This is a genomic window from Bradyrhizobium sacchari (genome assembly GCF_002068095.1).
Taxonomy (GTDB): Bacteria; Pseudomonadota; Alphaproteobacteria; order Rhizobiales; family Xanthobacteraceae; genus Bradyrhizobium; species Bradyrhizobium sacchari.
Genome location: NZ_LWIG01000012.1, coordinates 203228 through 225488, shown reverse-complemented (window position 1 = coordinate 225488; position 22261 = coordinate 203228). Strand labels below are relative to the sequence as shown.

Sequence of the window (22261 nt, the reverse complement as noted above, 5' to 3'; positions counted from 1 at the left end):
CATCCTCCGTCGTTCCGGGATGCGTGCCCGGCATGCAGGCCCGGAATCCATCACGCCGCATGCGCTGCGTAGGAACGGATTCCGCTCGCCCTGCGGGCACCCCGGAATGACAACTGTTCTTTGTGCCCCCGGGCCGCAGCGTAGCGCGACGTCACCGCTGAATGATCTTCATCCAGACATCGCCAAGGATCGCGGGCTCGCGCGGCGGCAGATAGGTGAGGCCGGCCTGCTTGCCGAACTCGGCGATCTTGCCCTCAGCGGCAAGCGCAGCCAGCGCCTTGTTGACCGCCTCGATCAGCGCGCCGTCGCTGGCGAGCCCGACATAGCCGCGGTTGGCGCCGATCGGGTAGTAATAGCCGGACGCGGTGATCGCCGTATCCGGATGCGCGGCGCGGTAGGCGTCGAAACGGGCAAGATCGATCAGCGTTGCATCATGGTCGCCGCGCGCGAGCGTGCCGAGGAGGTCGTCGCGGCCGGGGACGAGATGGGTGATGCCGTCGATCAGGCGCCCCTTGTCGAAGGTCATCAGTACGGCATCACCGAGCGAGCCGCTCTCGATCGCGAGGCGAAGGCCGGCGAGATCGCCGATATCCTTGATCTTGCGCCCCTGCGCCTTCGGCCCGAGCACGACTGTCATCGGCGAATAGACGTAAGGCCGGCTCGGCGCGAGCACGCCGAGCGCGACGCGGCGGCGCCGGTCCTCGCGCGTGGCCCCAGTGAAGTCCGGCAAGCGTGCCGTCTTCATGCCGGGCTTGACGAGGGAGTCCTGCGTCAGCGCATAACCGCCGACCAGCGCGCAGCGCCCGTCGGAGAGCAGTGCATTGGCCTCGAGCTGCGGGCTGGAATCCTCGTCCAGCTTGCTCTCGAACCACTGGATCTTCAGCGGCCGGCCGATCCGCTCCGCGATCGCCTGCGCCAGCAGCACGTCGAAGCCGGTATCCAGCGCGTCCTTGTGATGCACCGAGAGCGGCGGCCGGTCCTCGTCGAGACAGATGCTCAGGGCATCCGCCGCGCGCGCGGGCGTCGCCAGCGCCGCAAGCAATGCGGCAAGACCGAGTGCCAGCCGCCCACTCACGGTTTCCTCCGGCTCGAGATGAAGGCCCAGAGATCGCCGATCTCATCGTCGCTCAGGATGTCGCCCCAGGGCGGCATCCTGTTGTTCTTGCCGTTCTTCACGGTGGTGACGAAGCGCGTCTTGTCGTCGGGAAACGCGCGCAAATCCGGCGTGATGGTGCCGGAGTTCATCATGTTGGGACCATGGCAGTGCGAGCATTTCGACGCGTAGGTCGACTTGCCGTGGTCGATCTGCGCCTGCAGGGGATTGCCAGTTGCGTCATCCGCAGCGCGAACGGTCACCGCGAGCGCGACCGTCAGCACCGCGACGGTGGCGATCATCGCCACCGTCCTGTGTGATACGTCTCTCAGCATCGTGCCGTGGTTACCGCTTGACCGCAAAAACCCAGAGCGAGCCGCCGGGCGGCACCTTGGCAAGCCGCTCGTCGCCGGAGAACAGCGAATAGACGCCGCCATAGCCGCTCGTCACGGCGATGTATTGCACGCCGTCCTGCTGCCACGTCACCGGTTGTCCCTCGATGCCCGAGCCGGTCTGGAACTGCCAGAGCTTCTTGCCGGTATCGGCATCGAAGGCCTCGAACTCGCCTGTCAGCGCGCCCGTGAACACCACGCCGCCCGCGGTCGACAGCACGCCCGAGAAGCGCGGAATGTCGGCGGGAGCCTCCCATTTCGCCTTGCCGGTCATGGGATCGATCGCCTTCAGATGGCCGCGCGCGCCGTCGCCGAACTCCCAGGGATCGGTGAGGTCCATGCCGAGATACCATTCGCCCTGCTTGAAGGTGACAGGCTCGGCCTTGTACTTGCCGCCGAAGGCGAGCGTGTTGGCATAGGCGAGGCCGGTCTGCGGGTTGAACGACATCGGCTCCCAGTTCTTGCCGCCGAGGATCGACGGATAGACCGTTACCTTCTTGCCTTCACGCGCGTCCTTGCTGACGTCGGTCTCGATCGGACGGCCCGTCTTCATGTCGATGCCGGTCGCCCAGTTCACCTTCACGTAGGGGTTGGCGGCGAGCAACTTTCCGTTGGTGCGGTCGAGCACGTAGAAGAAGCCGTTGCGGTTGGCATCCATCAGCACCTTGGTCGGCTTGCCCTCGACATTCATGTCGGCGAGCACCATCTCGGCCACCGAGTCGTAGTCGAACGGATTGTTCGGCGAGAACTGGTAGTGCCACTTGATCTTGCCGGTCTTGGGATCCATCGCCAGCACGGAGCAGGTGTAGAGATTATCGCCGGGCCGCACTGCCGAATTGAACGGGCCGGGATTGCCGATGCCCCAATAGACCGTGTTCAGCTCGGGATCGTAGGACCCCGTGATCCAGGTCGAGCCGCCGCCGAGCTTCCAGGTGTCGCCCTTCCAGGTGTCGCCGCCGGGTTCGTCCGGCGAGGGGATCGAATGGGTGCGCCAGAGATGCTTGCCGGTTGCCGGATCCCAGCCGTCGATGAAGCCGCGGGTGCCGAACTCGGCGCCTGAGATGCCGGTGATGACGACACCGTCGGCGACCAGCGGGGCCACCGTCATCGAATAGCCTTCCTTGATGTCGGCCGCCTTCTGCCGCCACAGCTCCTTGCCGTCCTTGGCGTCGAGCGCGATCACGTTGGCATCCAGCGTGGTGCGGAAGACTTTTCCGTCGTAGAGCGCCGCGCCGCGGTTGATGATGCCGCAGCAGACGATGCGCGGCGTCTCGGCGGGGTACTCGACCTTGGATTTCCAGATCTGCTTACCGGTCTTGGCGTCGACCGCCATGGTCGCATTGTGCGACGTCACATAGATCACGCCTTGGTAAACCAGAGGCTGCGATTCTTCGCTGCGATCGTCATTGAAGGAGTAGTTCCAGACCGGGACGAGGTTCTTGACGGTGTCCTTGTTGATCTGGTTCAGCGTCGAGAAGCGCTGCAGATTGTAGCCCATCCCGTAGTTGAGAACGTTCGATGTATCGGTCGCGCCCTTGACCAACTGCTCGGTGGTCTGTGCGTACGCACAATTCGATGCAAGCATGACGAGGCTCGCGGCCATCGCAAAGCGTTTCATCCATTCCTCCCAAGATGCGCGCCTTTTGACGCTGCTTCGGCAACACTCCGCCCGAATACAAAACGCGTCAATACGAAAGTCGCAATCGCGGTGGCGATATGTTGAGCGCGAGATGCCAGTTGCCTGACGGAAACCTTACAACCGACTCTCTCTTGTGCGCCGGCCCTGGAAAATTCCGCGGCATGATGCAGTGCCGAACGATTGGGTTCCCCGAGGTTGCGGCACGCAGATTGTAATTCCGCTTGAACGGGGGCGCGCCTTGCGGATTGATGCTGCTTCGATCCCGCTCGAATCGGCGGCTCTCGGTCAGGAGGTTTCAATGCTATCGCGTCGCTCTGTTGCACTTGCGCTCACGCTTGCAGTTCTGTCCGGCCCGGCCTGGTCGGCATCCGCCGTCAAGATGTTCGATACCGACAATGACGGCACGCTCGATCTGGCCGAGGTGAAGAAGGCCGCGACTGCGCTGTTCTCCAAGCTCGATCCCGATCATGACGGCACGCTGGATGCGCGCGAATTGCGCGGACGGTTAACGGCGAAAGAGCTCGCCGCGGCTGATCCCGATCATGACGGCACACTCACGCTCGACGAGTATCTGTCCGTGGTGGAGCAGCGCTTCAATGCGGCGAATCCCGACAAGGACGGAACGCTCGATGCAAAGGAGCTCAACTCGCGCGCCGGCCGCGCGCTGCTGCGCTTGTTGCGGTGAGTGCGGCTGCGCTTGACTGGGAGCGAAGGCGTTTTGCACGAGAGCGAAATTCGCAAGCGATATTCGACAGTTCGCTGCATCGGTGGTTCAATTCCAGCTTGCGCTGTGCATGAGGCAGCCCTAGGTTTTGCCCCGCGCGATGTCGCGCTCAATACCTTGGGAGACCCCGGATGGCTTGGAAAGCTCCGAAGATCGTGGAAGTGCCGGTCGGCATGGAAATCAACATGTACGCCTGCGCTGCGCGCAAGTAAGACTGACGAACCTGCCGCGGCTTCGGTGGCGAACGCCGTCGGAGCCGTGGTAGTGTTCGCAAGATGCGGATCGAAGCCCACACGTTCTGGACGGTGATTGCGTGCGCGGTCGCGCTCGCGCCGGCATGTGTCAGCGCCGAGGAGGGCTTTGACACCGAGCACATCTTTGGCTTCATGATCGGCACCGACGTCGGCAATCCCGGCGAGCGCGAATTCCAGAGCCAGACCACGGGCCGCTTCGGCAAAGGCGGCGGCGCCTATCGCGCGCTGGCGCAGGAGGTGGAGGTGGAAGTCGTGCCGCTGCCGAACTTTCGCATCGAGCTCGGCGCCACGGCCAGCCTGCACGACATCACCGGCGTCCCCGACATCGACGACCGCCGCCAGTTCAATTTCCAGGGCGCCTCACTCGATCTGCGTTACCGACTGCTCGACCGCGAGCGGGCGCCGTTCGGTCTCACCATCGCCACCGAGCTCCATGGCGACCGCATCGACGAGACCAGCGGCGCCAAGGGGCGGATGTACGGCACCGATTTCACGCTCGCCTTCGACCGCGAGCTCGTTCCGAACTTCGTCATCGGCGCGCTCAATCTGGTCTATCAGCCGGAATGGGCGCGCGTCGAGGTGGCGGGAACGTCCGAGAAGAGTTCGACGATCGGTGCGGCGTTCGCCGCCTTGGCCCGGGTGCGCCCCAACGTGCTGCTCGGCGGCGAGATGCGCTACTTCCGGCAATATGAGGGCATCGGCCTCGGCGAGTTCGCGGGTCAAGCGCTGTTCGTCGGGCCCACGGCCTATTTCCAGCTATCGGAGAAGTCGCGGCTGACCCTGAGCTGGAACATGCAGGCCTGGGGCCGCGCGGCCGGCTCGGGCGGCAATCTCGACCTCGTCAATTTCGAACGGCATCAGGCGAGATTGGTTTTCGGGGTGAATTTTTAAGGCGCCCTTTCCCTCTCCCCTTGCGGGAGAGGGTGGCTCGCCGCGATAGCGGCGAGACGGGTGAGGGGTTCTGTCCGCGAGTCCTTCTCTCGCATTTGAACGCGGCGACAGTTCCCCGTCCTCACGTCCGTCTGAAACTTCCCGCTCCCTGGAACGTAACTTATCGTGCTAGTCTCGATTGCCCCGCGAGAGGATCCCAGCATGAACCCGATCGACCTTGTGGTGACTGTGTGTGCGGTGCTCTCGCCGGCGACCTGCGAGGAGCAGCATCTGGTGTTCAACTATTCGGGGTCGCCCCGCCAATGCATGATGGCGGCGCCGCCCTATATCGCGCAATGGATCGGCGATCATCCGAAATGGCAGGCGGTGCGCTGGCGCTGCGAATATCCGCACCCGAACGACAAGGCGTAAGCCGGGCACGCTACTTGGTGCAGTCCTTCAGATCCTTGTCGGCGATCGAGAACACCGCATCGGCCCTGATCTCGATGTCGCGGACGATGCACTGCCGTGCATTGGGGTAGCTGACCTTGGCGTCGTAGCGGCCCGGCTCGACGCCGGTGATGCGCAGCCGCTCGTCGTGGTCGACCTCCTTGTCCTTGTCGTTGAGGCACTGGTTCGGCCCCCAGTCGGTCTTGCCGGCGGGCGAGAGCTGGAAGCCGGAGATCGTCTCCGTCGTGAGATTCCACAGCCGGATGCCCTTGCCCTTGGCCTGCGCGGCGGCTTCGCCGGCAAGCGTCAATAACACGATCAAAGCAAGAACCTCACGCATCAGCCAGTCCTCCCAAAGGCGCCGTCATTCCCTGATCAGGCGCTCGCGGTTCTTTGCCTTGTCGAAATTCTTGGCGCGGTCAAGGCCGTTCGGTGCGATCAGCTTCGCCGAGACGAGATCGGCGCCGTCGAAATCGGCGTCGGTGACGATGGCGTCGGTCAGATCGGCTCCGCCGAGCTGGGCGTTTTTCAGTGATGCGCCGCTCAGGTCGGCGCCCCTGAGGACCGCGAATTCGAGGTCGACACGCGACAAATCGGCGTTGCGCGCGTTCAGCCGTTCCAGATTGGCGGATCTCAGCACCGCGCGCATCAGCCCCATCGACTGGTTGCGCATATCGGCGCCAAGATGCGCGTCCGCGATCGAGGCGCCCACCAGGCTTGCGCCGGTGAGGTCGGCTGCGATGCGCGCTCCCGACAGGTTCGCGCCGTCGAGACGCGCGCGGGCCATTTGCGAGGCGAACAGATTGGCGCCCTTCAGGCTTGCGCCGGTCAGATCCGCATCCAGCAGCCACGCCTGATCGAGGATCGCGCGGTCAAGCCTCGCGTCCCGGAGTATGGTCTTGTTGAGCCGCGCGGCGCGGAGAACCGCGTTGGACAGGTCCAGCCCCGAGAGATCGAGGCCCGACAGGCGTTTGCCGGTGAAATCGGCAGGCTGCGCGGCGCTCGCTCTGGCCAGCACGGCCTCGACCTCCGGCCTCGTCATTTCGGCCGAGACCATCGCGGGGGAGGTGAGATCGACGTCGCGCATCATGTCTTGCGTGCTCGCCGTCATCGTGGCGAGTGCGAGACTCAGCGCTGCAATACCACACGTTGCGAGGGTGACCGTTCGCGTCATCGTCAACTCCGCCGCTCGCCTATCTAGCACGTCGGCCGGGCGACCGGCTACGAGACATCTCGCTCGATGCGGTCGCCTTGGGTTCGTTGGGCGAGGCTGGCCTTGATCGCCGCTATCTCGGTTTCGCCGCGTGTGTCGCGCGGGATGCCGATAGGCACCTCGGCCACGATCCGCGCCGGCCGCGGCGACAGGAAGAACAGCCGGTCGCCCAGGCGCACTGCGTCGTCCAGGCTGTGTGTCACCAAAAGTGTCATCACTGGCCGGCTCGCCACCAGCGTTGCGATCTCGTCGCGCAGGCGTCCGGCGAGAGCGTCATCGAGCGATGCCAGCGGTTCGTCGAGCACCAGAATATCCGGCTCGACCGCAAAGGCGCGGGCGAGCGCCACGCGCCGGGCCAAACCCAGCGAGAGCTCACCGGGATAGTGGCTGCGATGGGCGTCCAGCTCCAAAATCCTGAACAGCTCGGACAACTTGCCGTCGGTGACGCCGGGCGCAGCCAGCCGTACATTCTGCTCGACCGAGCGCCACGGCAGCAGTCGCGGCTCCTGGAACACCATGCCGATCCGCGCTTCCGGCGGCCGTGCGATGTGACCCGCAAAGTCGTGGTCCAATCCGAGGATGATGCGCAGCATCGTGCTCTTGCCGCAGCCGGACGGGCCGATCAGCACGCCGACCTCGCCGGATTGAAGCGCGAACTTGACCGGAGCCAGCACCTCGTGCGTTCCGCCCGCGGCACTCCTGAAGGTCTTGCCTGTGATATCGACCTCAAGCCGCACGGGGCCGCCACCTGTTTGCGCGGGCTTCGAACGGCTGCACCAGCAAGGTTTCGATGACGAGCACGACGGCGGCGAAAGTCAGCGAATAGGCCAGCAGCCGTGGCGTGTCGAACAGCTGGAAGGCGACGCCGATCTCGAAGCCGACGCCGTTCGGCCGCCCCAGGAGTTCGGCGACCAGCACGATTTTCCACACCAGCGACAGGCCGGAGCGGGCGGAGGCCGCGATATAGGGCGCGAGCTGCGGCAGCACGACGTGGCGGAACGCGCGCCAGCGCGGCATCGCGAACACGCTCGCCATCTCGTCCAGCGAACGGTCGAGCGCGCGCGTGCCCTCGCGCATGGTGACGATGGCCGTCGGCAGCTTGTTGATGGCGATCGCCGCGATCGCGGCGGCCTCGGTGAGCCCGGCCCAGATATAGGCGAGCACGATCACGACCAGTGCCGGCAGGTTGAGCAGCAGGATCAGCCAGGGATCGCCGAGCCGGTCGGCGAGCTTCACCCTGCCCATGAGATAGCCGATGGCACTGCCGAGCGACATCGCCAGGGTGAAGGCGAGCGCGACGCGGGCCAGTGTCGCCCCGAGATGCAGGAACAGCGCGCCGCTTGAGGCTTCCGCGATCATCACCTGAAGCACGGCCGGCGGAGAGGGCAGCTTGGCGCCGCCGACGAGGAACGCGGCAATCCACCAGATCACGAGAAACAGGGCGAACGACAGAAGGCGCAGCACCTCAGTCTCCGGGGACGGCGTGATAGAAGGTGCCGGGATCGAGCTCGGGCGCGGGCCCGACGAGGTCGCGCCCGCCGATCTCGGCCAGCACGCGATAGAGCACGCGCGCATCCTTCTCCTCGTCGTCGATGCTTCGGCGCGGAATGCCGTCGCGGTAGCGTTCGCGGTAGGTCTTGAGCATCGCCGGATCGGTCGTGCCCGTGAGCGGCGTGACCTTCTCCCAGGCCGCATCGGATGTGACCAGCAGCTGCTTGGCCTTGCGTGTCATTGCGATAAAGCGGGCAACTGCATCCTTATGGCTTGCGGCCCAGCTCTCGTCGAAGACGTAGCCGACCGCGGACACCGCGCCCTTGGCGCCCAGCTTCGGCAAAATCTCCTCGATGCCGGCGAGGCGCCGAAAACCCTTGGCCTCGAGCTGGGCACAGAAATTCCAGAAGTTGAGGCTCGCATCCATCTCGCCGTCCAGCGCCTTGGCAGCGATCAAAGGCGGGGCGCCGTAGACGATGGTCGCTTCCGATTTCAGGTCGATGCCGTCCTGCTTCATCCGCGCCTGGAGCAGCAGCCAGCTCTTGTCGATCGCCCCGCCGGCGACCGCGAGCTTGCGGCCCTTGAGGTCGGCGAGCGTCTGAAGCGGCGAGGCAGCCGGCACCATCACCGCGCCAAGCGCGCTGGAATAGGGATAGAAGGTGAGCTTGGCGCCCAGCGCGCGCTCGCGCGACACCCACAGCCAGTCGGACAGGATGATGTCGGCGCTGCCGGCACGCATGGCGATCTTGCCGGCCTCGGTGCTCGCGAGCTCGGTGACCTCCAGCGACAGATCGGCCTCCTTGTCGAGGCCGGTGCTGCGGATCGCGGCCAGCTCCCAGGAGAATGTTCCGGTCTTCTGCACCGCAAGGCGGATGGTATCCGCGGCGCGGGCCGGCGCGGCCAGCGTCAGCGCCAGTGTCACCGCAAGCGCCGATATTCGTCCCAAAACTCTCATCACCTTGTGAGCCGTTTCCTCTGACAGAGTGCTTTTCAGGACAATAGGCATAGCATAGCTTTGGTCGCAACCAGCGGGAGGACGCGGATGAAACTGGCCGGGCAGCTACGACCGATTGTCGCCGCGTTGGCGGCATTGGCGGCGGCCGTGTCGACGGCGCGTGCCGGGGAGGCCAATGACTATCCGACCTCAGCGCGCGCGGAATATGTCTATGGCTGCATGAAGGCCAATGGCGAGAGCCGGCAATCGATCGAGCAATGCTCCTGCTCAATCGACGTGGTCGCCTCGATCGTGCCCTACGAGCGCTATGTGACCGCAGAGACCGCGCTCAGCATGTCCCAGGTCCGCGGCAATCTCGGCGTGCAGTTTCGCACCTCAGAGCAGGCGAATGCGGCGGTGAATGATCTGCGCCGTGCGCAGGCGGAGGCCGAGGTGAGGTGTTTCTGATTTAGCGCTGTCATTCCGGGATGGTCCGAAGGACCAGACCCGGAATCTCGAGATTCCGGGTTCGATGCGTTGCATCGCCCCGGAATGACGCCATCGCCTTACGTCCCCGGCTTCTCGACGTCCCATTCATTCCGGAACACATGCCCGTCCGTGTCCTTGGCTTCCGCGCGGAAACGCTTGGCGCCATTGGAGACGTAGGTGAAGCGCAGATTTGGATCTTCCGAGATCGAGATGCCGCCTTCCATCGACAGCACGGGGCTGTCGTCCTGCGTCAGCTTCAGCTGGTTGATGAAGAAGGCGGGAATATAGAGCTGCGTGACCTGGTCCATCTGCAGACCGGAATTGTTGGGATGGCCGATCATGATCTGCGCCTCTCGCACGCGGCTGGCCGGCGCCTCCTCGCGCGCGAACTGCCGGTAACGCATCTGGCCGAGCCGGTTGTTGGCCTCCTCGGCATTCTTTCCCGCCGGTGCGGAGCACCCGCCGGAGGCCTTCACATAGACTTTCGAGACGTAGAGCTGGCCGTCGCTGAGCTCGGCGACGGCGTGGACGTCGGTGTAGTTGTTGACGCGCACGCGGGTCGAGATTTCCGTGACATTGGCATCCGGCCCGAGCTCGAATTTTGCCGCCATCGGCGCCGGATTGCGGTCGATCACCAGCGTGATCGAGCGGATGCGGCGGCTGTCGGCCGGCGACAGCTTGCTGCGCAGGGTCACCGGCACGATGGCCGCGTCCTCGGCGCGATACGGCATCTCGATGCCGATGACGTCGCCCCCATCCTTCATCGGACGGTTGCCAAAAATGTCCTGCACCAGGCCCGGCCAGGGATCGTAGGCCTCTTCAGCCGGCACCGGCGCGGCGAAGGTGAAGCCGAGGAGCAGGGCGATCAGGGGCAGGCGGCGTGTACATCCCGTCATGGTCATGGTCCCGCGCGCGAAGCAGTCCAAGTCAGCGAAGCTGATTTCCTGCCCCAGCGTACCGTGCCTGCTACTCCCATTCAATTTCCGAAAATGCTGCAGTTGCGTTGCGGGCATTGTAGTCGTCGAACAGCTGCCAGTGCTGCCGCTCCTCAGCGGCCGCCTTGTCCGCGGCGGTGCGGATCGGTTCGCCCTTCTTGTTCAGCGTGCGGACGTCGGACAGCAGCGTTGAAAGGTAACGCCGTTCATCGGCCAGCGCGGCAGGCCACGCGCTCACAGGGCCGTGACCGGGAACGACGCGCATCGCCGGGATGGCCTCCAGCGCTTTCAGCGTGCCGAGCCAGCCGCGCATGCTGCCGTCCATCACCGGAATGTGGCTGAGGAAGACGAGGTCGCCGGCAAACAGGGTTTTGGTGGGCTCATCGAACACGGTCAGGTCATTGTCGCTGTGCCCGGCCGGCCATGCGCGCAGGGTCAGGCTGCGTGAGCCGAGATCGAGCGTCAACGTGTCCGTGACGAGCAGGGTGGGCGGTACGATCTTCACGGGATCGATCAGCTCGCGGCCCATGATGCGTCTGAAATTGTCGATATAGAAGGGCCCGCGGCTCGCCAGCGCCTGCGGCAGCTTGCTGTGGCCGACGAAGCTGGTTCCGTCGGCCACGAAGGCGGCGTTGCCGAAGACATGATCGGGATGGCCGTGGGTGTTGACGACGTAGCGGATCGGCTTGGTGGTGCGTGCCTTCACCGCCGCCAGCAGCGCCTCGCCCTCACGAAAACTGCCGCCGGTATCGATCACGGCCACCGCCTCATCGCCGACGATGAAGCCGATATTGGCGATGTCGCCCTCGTTCTCGCGGCTCATCAGGGCGATGGTCCCGGAGTGTACGAAGATTCCCGGCGCGACTTCGCTCACAGGCAATTCGACCGCGCCGGCGCGTGCTAGCGTCGCTATCCCCAAGGACAAGGCTGCGATCACGAGAGCAATGCGAGACACTTTTCCGCCTCAGTTCAAAAGGTTGTCGCGTTGCACTGCAGCAAAGCGAGGCCGGCGCAAGACCTGGCAAAACATGGCGCGTCATGCGTTGATAACATTCAAACAAAACGAGGAGGAAGCGCGATGACGGAGGCCGGACGACATCGTCGCTGGTTGATCTTGCTGTGGAGCCTGATTACAGCCTGTACACTTGGCGACGCCGCCATGGCGCAGACCAGCGAAACCGGCGATCTCTCGTTCGAGCTGGTCGATCCGAAGGTGCTGCGCGTCTGCGCCGACCCGCGCAATCTGCCGTTCTCCAACGAGAAGGGCGAAGGCTTCGAGAACAAGCTCGCCGAATTCCTGGCGGACAAGCTGCAGAAAAAGCTCGACTACGTATTCTTCCCGCAAGCCACCGGCTTCGTGCGGATGACGCTTGGCGCGCATCGATGCGACGTCATCATGGGCTTCCCGCAAGGCGACGACCTCGTTCAGGGCACCAATCCCTATTACCGCACGACCTATGCGCTCGTCGCGAAGACCGGCAGCGGGCTCGAGGACGTGGACACGCTGGAGGACGCGCGCCTCAAGGGCAAGCACGTCGGCATCGTCGCCGGCACGCCGCCGGCGACCAACATGGCGCTTGCAGGCCTGATGGGCGATGCAAAGCCCTATCCGCTGATGATCGACACGCGCTTCGACAATTCGGCGCAGGCGATGATCGACGACCTCACCGCTGGCAAGATCGACGCCGGCGTGCTGTGGGGGCCGATGGCGGGCTTTTATGCCAAGAAAGCCGGCTCCTCGCTCCATGTCACGCCGCTGGTGAAGGAAACCACCGGGCCGAAGCTGGTCTATCGCATCGGCATGGGCGTGCGGCCCGCCGATCAGAACTGGAAACGGCAGCTCAACCGGCTGATCCAGGAGAACCAGGGCGAGATCAACAAGATCCTGCTCGACTTCGGCGTGCCGCTGCTGGACGAGAGCGACCGGCCGCTCGGCGCGGAGACGGCCAAGAAGACGCCATGACACGGCCTGTTGCCGCTGCGCTCGTCGCCGCGGTGCTGTCGGTGCCGGCATTCGCGCAGCAGCAGGAGCCCTTCGAGCCCGAGGGCTATCGCACCGACAATTACCGTGCGCCGGTGCCGGCGACGCTTGCCGGCGCGCGCGTGCTCGCCACGGCGGACGCCGAGGCAATCTGGCGCGCGAAGAGCGGCGCGTTCATCGACGTGATGCCGCGTCCGCCGAAGCCGAAGAATCTGCCCGAAGGCACGGTGTGGCGCGATGCGCCGCGCAAAAACATTCCAGGCAGCCTGTGGCTGCCCGATACCGGCTACGGCAATTTGCCGCCGGCCATGGATGATTATCTCCAGCGTGGCCTGGCGCGCGCCTCACGCGGCGACAAGGCCGCGCTGCTGGTGATCTATTGCCTCGCCGATTGCTGGATGTCCTGGAACGCGGCCAAGCGCGCATTGGCCTACGGCTACTCGAATGTTGCCTGGTATCCCGACGGGACCGACGGCTGGGAGCGCGCGAAGCTTCCGACGGAAGAGGCGCAGCCCGAGCCGCGGCCGGAGCAGTAGGCATCTCGATGAGAAGCGCGCAGCCTCTCCTCGTCATTGCGGGCGCAGTTAAGCAATCCAGAATCTTTCCGCGGAGGAACCCTGGATTGCTTCGTCGCAAGAGCTCCTCGCAATGACGATGTGAGACCCGGTGCTACTGCTTCTGTAACTTCGTCAGCGTCCCGGTGCCGTTGGTTTCCGTGGCGGAGTACGTCACCCTGTCGCCGGCATGGACCGCGTCCAGCATCGCGGCATCCTTGGCCTTGTACTCCTGGAGCGCGCCGGCGCTGGCTCCGACCGTGCCTTTCTGCGTCTGCTGGATCGAAATCGTGCCGTTGAGCCGATCGATCCGCGTGACCATTCCGGTCATGTCGTCAGCGAGAGCACCGGATGCGAGCATGCTGAGGGCCGCAGCGCTCGCGAAGATGAATTTCGTTGTTCCCATCGAGGTCTCCCGACGTCTGGAGTTGACTTCGACAAGCCATCATAAATCGATTTGGTTCCGGCAGATAGCGCGGCAAAAGGTTAACGCTCCCAAGGCGAACCCGGGAACTTTTCATGAGCCGTCAGCGTGGCTGACGCTATTCCATTTCCTGCTGGATCACGCGTCCGAGCGCGAACAGGCGCTGGTCGATCGCGGTTGGAACCTCGCAGACGAAGCGCACCACCTTGTGGCGGTCCTCAAAAATGCGGGTCTTCCAGATAAGATCGTTGCTGAGCGCCTCGACCTTGGCCTCGTCGCGCGGCGTAGTGCTCTGGAGGGCCTGGAGCTGAAGCGTCTCCTCGCGGATCTTGTCGGCGGCGTCGCGCTGTTTGCGGCTGACGCGCTCGAGCCCGGTCATGACCTGGGAGCGCTGGGCGTTGAGCGTGTCGAACAGCCCGGCGAACAGGAGCTTGGCGTTGGTGACCTTGTCGGCGGCGGAGCCGGTCAGGAACTCCTTCACCGACTTCTCGGCCTCGTCCAGGGGCGTCTTGCGCGCCGCCAGCTTCGAGACCAGCGCACTGACCTTGGCGTCGTCCTTCCACTTCGTCTCGGCGTCACCGAGCGGAGGGCCGGCCCAGACGGCGGCCAGCGAGATCTCCGGCACTTTTGCCTGTGTGCATGGCCAGTCGGGGTAGCGCGGATCGGCCGCGCGCACGGCCGTGCTCGCAGCCGCGAGCGCCAGTACAGCCGTCGCCAGAACCCGAACCTTCATCCTTCGCCTCCCGCAGGCCCCCGTCGCGCCAGCCCGCGCGAGGGATCATAGGCCAGAATTGCGCCGATCATGAAGACGATTGTGCACGCGGCGACCACCGCCAGCGAGATCCAGTTGATTTGCCCGTAGAGTGCAAAACGTATCAGTTCGACCGCATGGGTGAACGGATTGGCCGCGCAGAGATAAAAGAGATAGGGGCTGCCCTCCTGCACCCGCCAGAGCGGGTAGAGCGCGGAGGAGGCGAAGAACATCGGGAAGATGACGAAGTTCATCACGCCGGCAAAATTCTCGAGCTGCTTGATGCCGGAGGAGATCAGCATGCCGAGCGAGCCCAGCATCAGGCCGGACAGGACCAGCGCCGGTAGCACGGTGAGATAGCCCCATGGCGGCGGCGTGATGTCCCAGAACCAGGCGATCAGCAGGAACGCATAGACCTGGAGCAGCGACACCGCGGTGCCGGCGAGCAACTTGCAGAACAACAGGAAGCCGCGCGGCAGCGGGCTCACCAGCAGCGTGCGCATATTGCCCATCTCGCGGTCATAGACCATCGACAGCGAGGACTGCATGCCGTTGAAGAGCTGGATCATCGCCATCAGTCCCGGCGCGATATAGACCTCGTAGAGAATGTAGGTCTCGTAGGGCGGGATGATGGAGATGCCGAGCACCTGGCGGAAGCCCGCGGCGAAGATGAACAGCCACACCAGGGGCCGCACCAGCGCCGAGACGAAGCGCTCGCGCTGATGCAGGAAGCGCAGTCCCTCGCGCCAGACGATGCCGGTGAGGCAGGTCATGTACTCCGCGGCTGAAAAGCCGCGCGGCGCATCGCGCGTGGTGATGCTGCTCATGCGCCGCCTCCCGGCATGGTTTGCGCGCCGGTCAGGCGCATGAAGGCGGTGTTGACGTCCTGCGCGCCGGCTTCGGTAATGACGCGGCTCATCGGCCCCTGCGCCAGCACCTTGCCCTGGTGCAGCACCACGAGATCGTCGCCGGCCATGATCTCGTCGAACAAATGCGTCGCCCAGAGCACGCCGATGCCTTGCTCGGTCACGAGCTGGCGGACATGGCTGATGATGTCGGCGCGCGCCTTGACATCCAAGCCAACGGTCGGCTCGTCCAGCAGGAGGAGACGCGGCCGGTGCAGCAGCGCCCGCGCGATCTCCAGCCGCCGCATCTGTCCGCCGGAGAGATCGCGGACCTTGCTGCCGGCGCGATCGGAAAGGCCGATGCGGCCGAGCAACTCGGCGCTGCGCGCGGACGCCTCGCGGCGGCTGATGCCGTGGAGCGCGGCGTGATAGAGCAGGTTCTGCGTCAGCGACAGATCGAGATCGAGCGTGCGCGGCTGGAACACGACTCCGAGTAGCCGCAGCGCCTCGCCGGGGCTCCTGCCGACGTCATGCCCGAAAATGCCGACGCGGCCGGACTGGATGCCGAACAGCCGTGTGATCAGCGAGAACAGCGTGCTCTTGCCGGCACCGTTGAGTCCGAGCAGCGCGGTGAAGCTCGCAGGCTGCACGTTGAAGGACACATCTATCAGTGCACGGCGCGGGCCATAGGAATGGCTGACACCATCGATCGCGAGCGCCGGCACCGCTGCCGGATCGGGCTTCGGCGTCTCGCGTGGATCGGCGATGGGGGCAGGGCTGGTCATGGCGCGATCGTGATGCCCCAGGGCAGTTCGCCCACCTGAATGGTCTTGATCACCTTTTGCGCGGCGACGTCGATGACGGAGACGTCATTGGAGACGCCGTTGGTGGTGAGCAGGTATTTTTCGTCCGGCGTGAATGCCATGTGCCAGACGCGCTGCCCGACCAGCAGATATTTCGTCACCTTGCGCGTGGCGACATCGACCACGGCGATGCGGTTGGCCGGGCCGAGCGCGACGAAGGCGGTCTTGTCGTCCCTGGTCATGCCAATGCCGACCGGCTGGATCGCTTCCTTGCGCAGGCCCGGAATCTCGAAGGTGACCTTGCCGATCACCTCGTGCTTCCTGGGGTCGATCACCGACACCGTGCCGCCGATCTCCGAGGACACCCAGAGCTCCGAACTGTCGTGCTTGAATTCGGCAAAGCGCGGCCGCGCGTCGACCAGCACATTGGCGACGATCTGGCGCGAGGTGGTGTCGATGAAATGCGCCATGTTGGTGGTTTCGGACGTGTTGATCAGCGTCTTGCCGTCGGGGCTGATGGTCATGCCCTCGGGCTCGACGCCGACCTGGATGTCGCCGAGGCGCGCGCGCTTCTCGAGGTCGATCACCGTCACCGTGTTGTCATTCTCGTTGGCGACATAGAGGGTCTTGCCGGCGGCGTCCTGCGCGAACAATTCGGGATCGGGTCCGGAGGGCAGGCTGTCCATCACTGCTTGCGTCTTCACATCGATCACCTGAATGGTGTCGTCGTCGCCGACCGCGACCATCACGAACTTGCCGTCGCGCGTGAACTCGATGCCGCGCGGGCGCTGGCCGACCTTGATGGTCTTGGTCACGGTCCAGCTGTCGGTATCGATCACCGAGACCGTGTTGCTCTTCTCGTTCGAGACATAGGCGATGAACGCATGTGCGGGCGTGGCGGCGAGCGCGAGAGCCAACAGTAACGGCGCCCGTAGCACGCGCGACATCTGACCACGAGCGGTCTTCACCTCCCCCGCTTGCGGGGGAGGTCGCATCGCATCGTCAGATGCGATGCGGGAGAGGGTTCTCTCCTCTTGGGGGTTATCGCTCGTGGAGACACCCTCTCCCCAACCCTCTCCCGCGAGCGGGGGAGGGGGCGCAGTGTCGTCGCGGTACCAGCTTGAACTCATCTCACATCGCTCACTTCAGCTTGCATTTGCTCTCCGGGCGATCGTAGCCGAGCGTGTCGAGCTCGGAGACCTGGTGCAGGAATCCTTCCTGCGGCGACACCGACACCACCATGCGGCCGTCGACCAGCAGGATCGGCTGGCGCAGCTGCAGATTCCAGTCGCGCAAGGTGAGCCGCGTGCCCTTGAAGGCGGCGACCGAGAAATCCGGGCCCCTGATGAAGTCGGTGACCTTCCTGACGTCGCCGGAATTGGTGCGCGAGGTGGCTTCCCCGATCATGCGCACCGCGGTCCAGGCCTGCATGTCGAGCGCGGTCATGCGCCGCGAATTCAGCTTGATGAAGCGGTTCTGCATCTGGATCGCGCCCCACTGGTCCTGCGATGCGTCCCAGCTGCGCGGCACGAGGCCCGCCGAGCCCGCGACCGGCCGTGGATCCCAGGTGCGATAGGGCAGGTAGGCGGCGAACACCTCGCTCTCGTCGGCGGCGACCAGCACGTCGTAGGCGGGCGCAGCTTGCGTGAACACCGGCATCTGTCGCTGGATCTGCGTGACGCCCGAGTCGGTGCGCCGCGCACCGCCTTTGTCTTCGAAGGTGCGTTCCTGCACGATCTTGGCGCCGAACCGCGTCGCGGTGCGCCGGAGTGCGTCGGCAAACAGCTTGTCCTCGTCATGCGAGCCGACCACCAGCAGCCAGCGCGACCACTTCTTCCACACCAGATATTGGCCGAGCGCATCCGCAAGCATCGCGCGCGTCGGGGCGGTGTGGATGACATTGGCGCGGCAATCGGCCTCGCGCAGCCGCTCGTCGATCGCGCCCGCGTTGAACAGCAGCGTGCCGCGGTCGCGCAGGGCGTCGGCGACTTTCAGCAGCACGTCCGCCGGCAGGTCGGCGATGATGAAGCCGTTCTGCTCGGCGAGCGCGGTTGCGGCCTGCACCGCGTCCTCGCCTTCCCTGATGCGGCGCTCTTCCAGCGTAAACCGCTGGCCCGTGAATTTTCCGGTGGTATTGTTGTCCTCGATGGCGAGGCGGGCGCCGGCGACGCCGTCATTCTCGGCCGGCTGCTCGAGCAGCGACAGTGTCGATCTGGTGCCGGCGATTCCGAGATAGCCGACGCCAATCGAGACGGGGTCGGCCGCGAGCGCGCTCGTCGCGGCAAGACTCCAGCCGATCAGGCCGACCAACCATCGGATCATATTTCCTCCAGGCGTTCTCCCCGGCTTGACCGCCGGTGGAGAATTGTTTCTGCTTCAAGCATGACCGATTTGTCAGGGCATGCAACCCCGCATTTCGTCGTCGCGGCGAGAGGAGGCGGAATCACGATCATGCGAGCGCTGATATGTTTCCTCGCTTTGCTGTTGACGGGCTCGGCCGCGTTCGCCGACCCGCCGAAGCTTGCCGTGTTCGATTTCGAGCTGATCGACACCAGCCTGCCCGGCGAGTTCTATGGCTCCAGGCCGGAGGAGGCGCGGCTTCAGCGCATCAGCGAACAGTTGCGCAAGGAATTGGCAGACTCAGGCCGGTTCCAGGTGCTCGACATTGCGCCGGTGAGGGACGCCGCCCGTCATGCGAACTTGCAGGCCTGCGGCGGCTGCGATCTCACGCTTGCCGGGCAGCTCGGCGCCGAGCTCGAGATCACCGGCATGGTGCAGAAGGTCTCGAACCTGATCATCAACCTCAACATCTATCTGCGCGACGTGAAGACCGGCCACATGATCACGGCCGCCAGCGCCGACATGCGCGGCAACACCGACGAATCCTGGACGCGCACGATGAGCTATCTGATCCGCAACCGCCTGCTCGCGCCGAATTACGGCAGGCCGTGAGTGGGTTCTTTCCCTCTCCCCTTGTGGGAGAGGGTGGCTCGCCGCATAGCGGCGAGACGGGTGAGGGGTTCTCTCCGTGTACCCAACTCTCATTTGAATTCGCGGAAACAACCCCTCATCCGGCGCTTCGCGCCACCTTCTCCCACAAGGGGAGAAGGAAGAGGGCAACGCGCGCTTGGCGCGAAGACATCACGCCGTCAATCTTGCTGCATGCCAGTGCAGATGATCGCTCATGAATGTCGAGATGAAATAATAGCTGTGGTCATACCCCGCCTGGCGCCGCAGCGTCAGCGGGATGTTGGCCTTGCTGCAGGCGGCGTCCAGCAACTCGGGCTTGAGTTGCTCCTTCAGGAAATTGTCGGCATCGCCGTAGTCGACGAGGAAGCCCGAGAATTTGGCGCCGTCCTCGATCAGCGCCACGGTATCGTGGTTGCGCCAGGTATCCTTGTTCGGTCCGAGATAGCCGGTCAGGGCCTTGATGCCCCAGGGCACCTGCGACGGCGCGACGATCGGTGCGAAGGCGCTGGCTGCGCGGTAGCGGTGCGGGTTGCGCAGCGCCACCGTCAGCGCGCCGTGGCCGCCCATCGAATGCCCCATCACCGATTGCCGCTTGGCATCGACGGGAAAATTTCCCGCGACCAGCTTCGGAAGCTCGTCGGTGACGTAGCTCCACATGCGATAGTTGCGCGCGAACGGCGCCTCGGTGGCATCGACATAGAAGCCGGCGCCGAGGCCGAAATCATAGGCGTCGTTGGCATCGCCGGGCACGTCGGGCCCGCGCGGCGAGGTGTCGGGCGCGACGAAGATCAGGCCGAGCTCGGCGCACGCTTTGCGGAATTCGCCCTTCTCGGTGACGTTGGCATGCGTGCAGGTGAGGCCGGAGAGGTACCAGACCACGGGCAGCCTGGCGCCGTCGGCATGCGGCGGAACATAGACCGAGAACACCATGTCGGTGCCGGTCGCCTGGCTGGCATGGCGATACACGCCCTGCACGCCGCCATGGGATTTATTGGTCGAGACAGTTTGAATCGTCATGCCTGAAAGCTCCGTGGCATCTCACCACATCAACATTGCAACGCTTGTGTGACCGAATTCGTGGCGGCGCGCGTCAGGCGACGCCGCTGTCGATCGCCAGCCGGACCAGCTCGACCGAGGTCTTCACGCCGAGCTTCTGTCGCATGATCGAGGACGTGTTGGCCACCGTCTTGTAGGACGACTGCACCAGCCAGGCGATCTCGGACAGGCTCTTGCCGGCGCTGAGCAGCCGCAGGATCTCGATCTCGCGGGCGTTCAGCTTCGACAGCGGGCTTTGCGCCAGCGCAGGCCCGGCAAAGGCGATGCTGCGCGCGATTGCGGTTGGAAGGTAAGTGCCACCGGCGCCGACGGCGCGGATCGCCTCGACGAGGTCGTCGGGGTCGCCGGTCTTGGAGACGTAGCCCTTGGCGCCGCATTCGATTGCGCGCGCGGCGAAAGCCGGGTCGTCGTTCATGCTGAACATGATGATACGGGCATCGGGCGCGCGCTCGAGGATGCGGCGCGCTAGCTCGAAGCCGGAGACGGTCGGCAGGTTGATGTCGATGATGCAGAGGTCGGGGCGCTCGACGATGAAGACGCACTCGCCGTCCTCGGCGTCGGCGGCCTCCAGAATCTCGATCTCGCCCTCGTCGGCCAGCACCGCACGGCAGCCGGAGGCGACAATGGGATGATCGTCGACGATCAGAATGCGCATAGGCGTTTCCCCGTAACAGCGCGTTCCCAGTGATAGAATTTGCCTGTTGTCGCGCCGCACGATACCGAACAGGAGCGCCACGCGCCCACACCTCGCCTCATGCAACCCGGCCAGGATTGCTGTACGCTTTCGATTAGATATCGGGCGCTTCGCCTCTGTCAACGTCATCGGACAGGGGCGGGCATCCTTCGCGGGGTACGGACACAACCAATGTGGCAAAATCTATCCTTGCGCGCGCGCATCAATCTGTTGCTGGCGCTGCTGCTGGCGCTGGGGCTCGCGGTCAATATCGGCCGCCAGGTCGCCGAGGCCGGCCCGCGTGTGCAGGCCGAGGACCAGAGCGTGATCCGCCTTGCGCGCGAATTCATCGAGATGATCGTTGCCGATCTCAACGAGGCGCCCGACCCGGATGCGCGGCTGAATCAGATCGCCCGCGATCTCAGCCGCCTGCGCCATGTCAGCATCGCGCTTCACGATTCCGGCGGGAACCCGCTGACGCCGCCGCGGCCCGATGCCGACGACGACACGCGCGTCCCGCCGGCCTGGTTCGTCGGCCTGGTTCATCCCGAGCAGACTGCGGTGAGCGTGCCGGTGTCGATCCATGGCAAGCCAGGCTCGCTGCGGATCATCTCGCACCCCGATGACGAGATCGCCGAGATCTGGGACGGCATCGTGACCCAGCTCGAGGTCGGCTCGGTGATCGCGCTCGCACTGTTCTTCCTGATGATGAACGTGGTTGGCCGGGCGCTGGCACCGCTGCAGTCGCTGACGGAGGTCATGGGGAAACTCGAAGACGGACATTACGAAGCGCGCGTCGCGCCGGGCGGGGCGCCCGAGCTCGCGGCCATCTGCACCAGGCTCAATCATCTTGCGGCGACGCTCAGCGAGGCGGTCGAGGACAAGCGGCGCCTGGCCGAGCGCGCGGTGTCGCTGCAGGACGTCGAGCGCAAGGAGATCGCGCGCGAGCTTCACGACGAATTCGGTCCGTATCTGTTCTCGCTGCGCGCCCATGCCAGCGCGCTGGCAAAGCTCGCGGACGGCAAGGCGCCGAGCGCAGAGGCGGTGCGCAAGCACGGCAGCGCCCTCCTGGAGCAGATCAACGCGCTCCAGCAATTCACCCGCCGCGTGCTGGAGCGCCTGCGCCCCGTCGGCCTTGCCGAACTCGGCCTCGGCCAGGCGCTGGAATCGCTGTCGCGGCTGTGGCGGGAATCGCATCCCGACGTCACCATCGAGACCACGATCTCGCCGCGGCTTGGGGCAACCGGCGAGACCGCCGACCTCACCATTTACCGCGTGGTGCAGGAGGCGCTCACCAACGTGTTCCGCCATGCCGGGGCGACCGCGGTCAACGTCCTCATCGAGCCCGCGGAGCAGCTGACGCGCGACGGCCGCCTCTGTGCCCGCGTGCGCGTCAGCGACAACGGCCGGGGCATGGAGCCGGGCCAGAAGCTCGGCTTCGGGCTCGTCGGCATGCGCGAGCGGATCCTGGCGCTGGGCGGCACGCTCAACGTCGTCTCCGGCGACGGCGGCCTGACCGTCGAGGCGCTGGTGCCGACCGCGGCGGCCTGATCGGGCCCGGAGCATGATCCGGACCCGGAGGGCCGCGCCAGCGCAAACTGTGCAGCGGTTTTCCAAAAAGATCATGCTCAAACAGGACGATCGGGAATTTTTCCCGATTAGGTCGGGAAAACGGGTGCGGATAATGCCCGACCTTTTGTGGCTGGCGCGTAAGTTCCTG

At 65.0% G+C, this 22261-nt stretch carries 26 protein-coding genes and 1 pseudogene; 9 read left to right on the top strand and 18 right to left on the bottom strand.

Features of this window, described 5'->3' with window-relative positions; all coding sequences use genetic code 11:
• Positions 1 to 151 precede the first annotated feature (151 nt).
• The 3 genes from A5906_RS16285 to A5906_RS16275 are packed head-to-tail and all read right to left on the bottom strand — an operon-like array spanning position 152 to position 3103.
• Positions 152 to 1075, bottom strand: coding sequence for a substrate-binding periplasmic protein (locus A5906_RS16285; protein WP_080136394.1), 924 nt, complete (start codon positions 1073 to 1075; stop codon positions 152 to 154).
• The gene (locus A5906_RS16280) at positions 1072 to 1428 is read right to left on the bottom strand and encodes a c-type cytochrome (protein ID WP_080136393.1); all 357 of its coding nucleotides are present in this window, start codon (positions 1426 to 1428) and stop codon (positions 1072 to 1074) included. Before A5906_RS16280 ends, A5906_RS16285 begins: the two co-directional genes overlap by 4 nt.
• A gap of 10 nt (positions 1429 to 1438) precedes the next feature.
• A complete protein-coding gene (locus A5906_RS16275; RefSeq protein ID WP_080136392.1) occupies positions 1439 to 3103 on the bottom strand; it encodes a methanol/ethanol family PQQ-dependent dehydrogenase in 1665 nt (554 codons plus the stop codon).
• 319 nt (positions 3104 to 3422) lie between these two features.
• On the opposite strand from A5906_RS16275, the gene lanM reads away from it, so the two are divergent.
• From lanM to A5906_RS16255, 4 genes and pseudogenes are all read left to right on the top strand, one after another.
• Entirely contained in the window at positions 3423 to 3809 is a 387-nt protein-coding gene (lanM, locus tag A5906_RS16270; protein WP_080136558.1) for a lanmodulin LanM, read from the top strand.
• A gap of 170 nt (positions 3810 to 3979) precedes the next feature.
• Positions 3980 to 4060, top strand: coding sequence for a pyrroloquinoline quinone precursor peptide PqqA (pqqA, locus tag A5906_RS16265; RefSeq protein WP_012029362.1), 81 nt, complete (start codon positions 3980 to 3982; stop codon positions 4058 to 4060).
• 25 nt (positions 4061 to 4085) lie between these two features.
• Positions 4086 to 4993 (top strand): annotated as a pseudogene (locus A5906_RS16260) (DUF6662 family protein).
• 201 nt (positions 4994 to 5194) lie between these two features.
• Positions 5195 to 5404, top strand: coding sequence for a hypothetical protein (locus A5906_RS16255; protein ID WP_080136390.1), 210 nt, complete (start codon positions 5195 to 5197; stop codon positions 5402 to 5404).
• A gap of 10 nt (positions 5405 to 5414) precedes the next feature.
• Here A5906_RS16255 and A5906_RS16250 read toward each other — a convergent pair whose 3' ends face one another.
• Genes A5906_RS16250 through A5906_RS16230 form a run of 5 tightly spaced genes read right to left on the bottom strand, consistent with a single transcriptional unit; the run spans position 5415 to position 9081 of the window.
• Entirely contained in the window at positions 5415 to 5762 is a 348-nt protein-coding gene (locus A5906_RS16250; RefSeq protein WP_136615268.1) for a hypothetical protein, read from the bottom strand.
• A gap of 24 nt (positions 5763 to 5786) precedes the next feature.
• Entirely contained in the window at positions 5787 to 6596 is an 810-nt protein-coding gene (locus A5906_RS16245) for a pentapeptide repeat-containing protein (protein WP_080136557.1), read from the bottom strand.
• 47 nt (positions 6597 to 6643) lie between these two features.
• Entirely contained in the window at positions 6644 to 7372 is a 729-nt protein-coding gene (locus tag A5906_RS16240; protein WP_080136388.1) for an ABC transporter ATP-binding protein, read from the bottom strand.
• Entirely contained in the window at positions 7362 to 8099 is a 738-nt protein-coding gene (locus A5906_RS16235) for an ABC transporter permease (RefSeq protein WP_080136387.1), read from the bottom strand. Before A5906_RS16235 ends, A5906_RS16240 begins: the two co-directional genes overlap by 11 nt.
• A 1-nt stretch (position 8100) precedes the next feature.
• Positions 8101 to 9081: an ABC transporter substrate-binding protein gene (locus A5906_RS16230; protein WP_080136386.1), complete on the bottom strand. Its 981-nt coding sequence runs from the start codon at positions 9079 to 9081 to the stop codon at positions 8101 to 8103.
• Positions 9082 to 9168: 87 nt separating this feature from the next.
• On the opposite strand from A5906_RS16230, the gene A5906_RS16225 reads away from it, so the two are divergent.
• The gene (locus tag A5906_RS16225) at positions 9169 to 9528 is read left to right on the top strand and encodes a hypothetical protein (protein WP_080136385.1); all 360 of its coding nucleotides are present in this window, start codon (positions 9169 to 9171) and stop codon (positions 9526 to 9528) included.
• 98 nt (positions 9529 to 9626) lie between these two features.
• Here A5906_RS16225 and A5906_RS16220 read toward each other — a convergent pair whose 3' ends face one another.
• Positions 9627 to 10445, bottom strand: coding sequence for a quinoprotein dehydrogenase-associated SoxYZ-like carrier (locus tag A5906_RS16220; RefSeq protein WP_080136556.1), 819 nt, complete (start codon positions 10443 to 10445; stop codon positions 9627 to 9629).
• 70 nt (positions 10446 to 10515) lie between these two features.
• Positions 10516 to 11439 (bottom strand): quinoprotein relay system zinc metallohydrolase 2, encoded by a 924-nt coding sequence (locus tag A5906_RS16215; RefSeq protein ID WP_080136384.1) that lies wholly within the window; start codon positions 11437 to 11439, stop codon positions 10516 to 10518.
• A gap of 123 nt (positions 11440 to 11562) precedes the next feature.
• On the opposite strand from A5906_RS16215, the gene A5906_RS16210 reads away from it, so the two are divergent.
• Together A5906_RS16210 and A5906_RS16205 are read left to right on the top strand one after the other, a co-directional pair.
• Positions 11563 to 12447 carry a substrate-binding domain-containing protein gene (locus tag A5906_RS16210; RefSeq protein WP_080136383.1) on the top strand — a complete coding sequence of 295 codons (885 nt, stop codon included), beginning with the start codon at positions 11563 to 11565 and terminating at the stop codon, positions 12445 to 12447.
• The gene (locus A5906_RS16205; protein WP_080136382.1) at positions 12444 to 13001 is read left to right on the top strand and encodes a PQQ-dependent catabolism-associated CXXCW motif protein; all 558 of its coding nucleotides are present in this window, start codon (positions 12444 to 12446) and stop codon (positions 12999 to 13001) included. Before A5906_RS16210 ends, A5906_RS16205 begins: the two co-directional genes overlap by 4 nt.
• Before the next feature lie 133 nt (positions 13002 to 13134).
• Here A5906_RS16205 and A5906_RS16200 read toward each other — a convergent pair whose 3' ends face one another.
• From A5906_RS16200 to A5906_RS16175, 6 genes are all read right to left on the bottom strand, one after another.
• Positions 13135 to 13425, bottom strand: coding sequence for a copper-binding protein (locus A5906_RS16200; RefSeq protein ID WP_080136381.1), 291 nt, complete (start codon positions 13423 to 13425; stop codon positions 13135 to 13137).
• A gap of 136 nt (positions 13426 to 13561) precedes the next feature.
• Positions 13562 to 14176: a hypothetical protein gene (locus A5906_RS16195; RefSeq protein ID WP_080136380.1), complete on the bottom strand. Its 615-nt coding sequence runs from the start codon at positions 14174 to 14176 to the stop codon at positions 13562 to 13564.
• Positions 14173 to 15021: an ABC transporter permease gene (locus A5906_RS16190; protein ID WP_080136379.1), complete on the bottom strand. Its 849-nt coding sequence runs from the start codon at positions 15019 to 15021 to the stop codon at positions 14173 to 14175. Before A5906_RS16190 ends, A5906_RS16195 begins: the two co-directional genes overlap by 4 nt.
• Entirely contained in the window at positions 15018 to 15824 is an 807-nt protein-coding gene (locus tag A5906_RS16185) for an ABC transporter ATP-binding protein (RefSeq protein ID WP_080136378.1), read from the bottom strand. The genes A5906_RS16190 and A5906_RS16185 overlap by 4 nt, the downstream gene beginning before the upstream one ends.
• Complete coding sequence (locus tag A5906_RS16180; RefSeq protein WP_080136377.1) at positions 15821 to 16789, bottom strand: YVTN family beta-propeller repeat protein; 969 nt, start codon at positions 16787 to 16789, stop codon at positions 15821 to 15823. The genes A5906_RS16185 and A5906_RS16180 overlap by 4 nt, the downstream gene beginning before the upstream one ends.
• A 193-nt stretch (positions 16790 to 16982) precedes the next feature.
• The gene (locus A5906_RS16175; RefSeq protein WP_080136376.1) at positions 16983 to 18164 is read right to left on the bottom strand and encodes an ABC transporter substrate-binding protein; all 1182 of its coding nucleotides are present in this window, start codon (positions 18162 to 18164) and stop codon (positions 16983 to 16985) included.
• A gap of 60 nt (positions 18165 to 18224) precedes the next feature.
• Between A5906_RS16175 and A5906_RS16170 the strand changes: the two genes are divergently transcribed.
• Positions 18225 to 18794 carry a DUF3280 domain-containing protein gene (locus A5906_RS16170; RefSeq protein WP_136615264.1) on the top strand — a complete coding sequence of 190 codons (570 nt, stop codon included), beginning with the start codon at positions 18225 to 18227 and terminating at the stop codon, positions 18792 to 18794.
• Between the two features lie 189 nt (positions 18795 to 18983).
• On the opposite strand, the gene fghA is transcribed toward A5906_RS16170, so the two are convergent.
• Together fghA and A5906_RS16160 are read right to left on the bottom strand one after the other, a co-directional pair.
• Positions 18984 to 19829, bottom strand: a complete 846-nt coding sequence (fghA, locus tag A5906_RS16165; RefSeq protein ID WP_080136375.1) for an S-formylglutathione hydrolase — start codon at positions 19827 to 19829, stop codon at positions 18984 to 18986.
• 73 nt (positions 19830 to 19902) lie between these two features.
• On the bottom strand, positions 19903 to 20523 hold the full coding sequence (locus tag A5906_RS16160; RefSeq protein ID WP_080136374.1) for a response regulator: 621 nt from the start codon (positions 20521 to 20523) through the stop codon (positions 19903 to 19905).
• A gap of 210 nt (positions 20524 to 20733) precedes the next feature.
• Here A5906_RS16160 and A5906_RS16155 point away from each other — a divergent pair, with 210 nt between their 5' ends.
• Positions 20734 to 22092 (top strand): histidine kinase, encoded by a 1359-nt coding sequence (locus A5906_RS16155; protein WP_080136373.1) that lies wholly within the window; start codon positions 20734 to 20736, stop codon positions 22090 to 22092.
• Positions 22093 to 22261 lie beyond the last annotated feature (169 nt).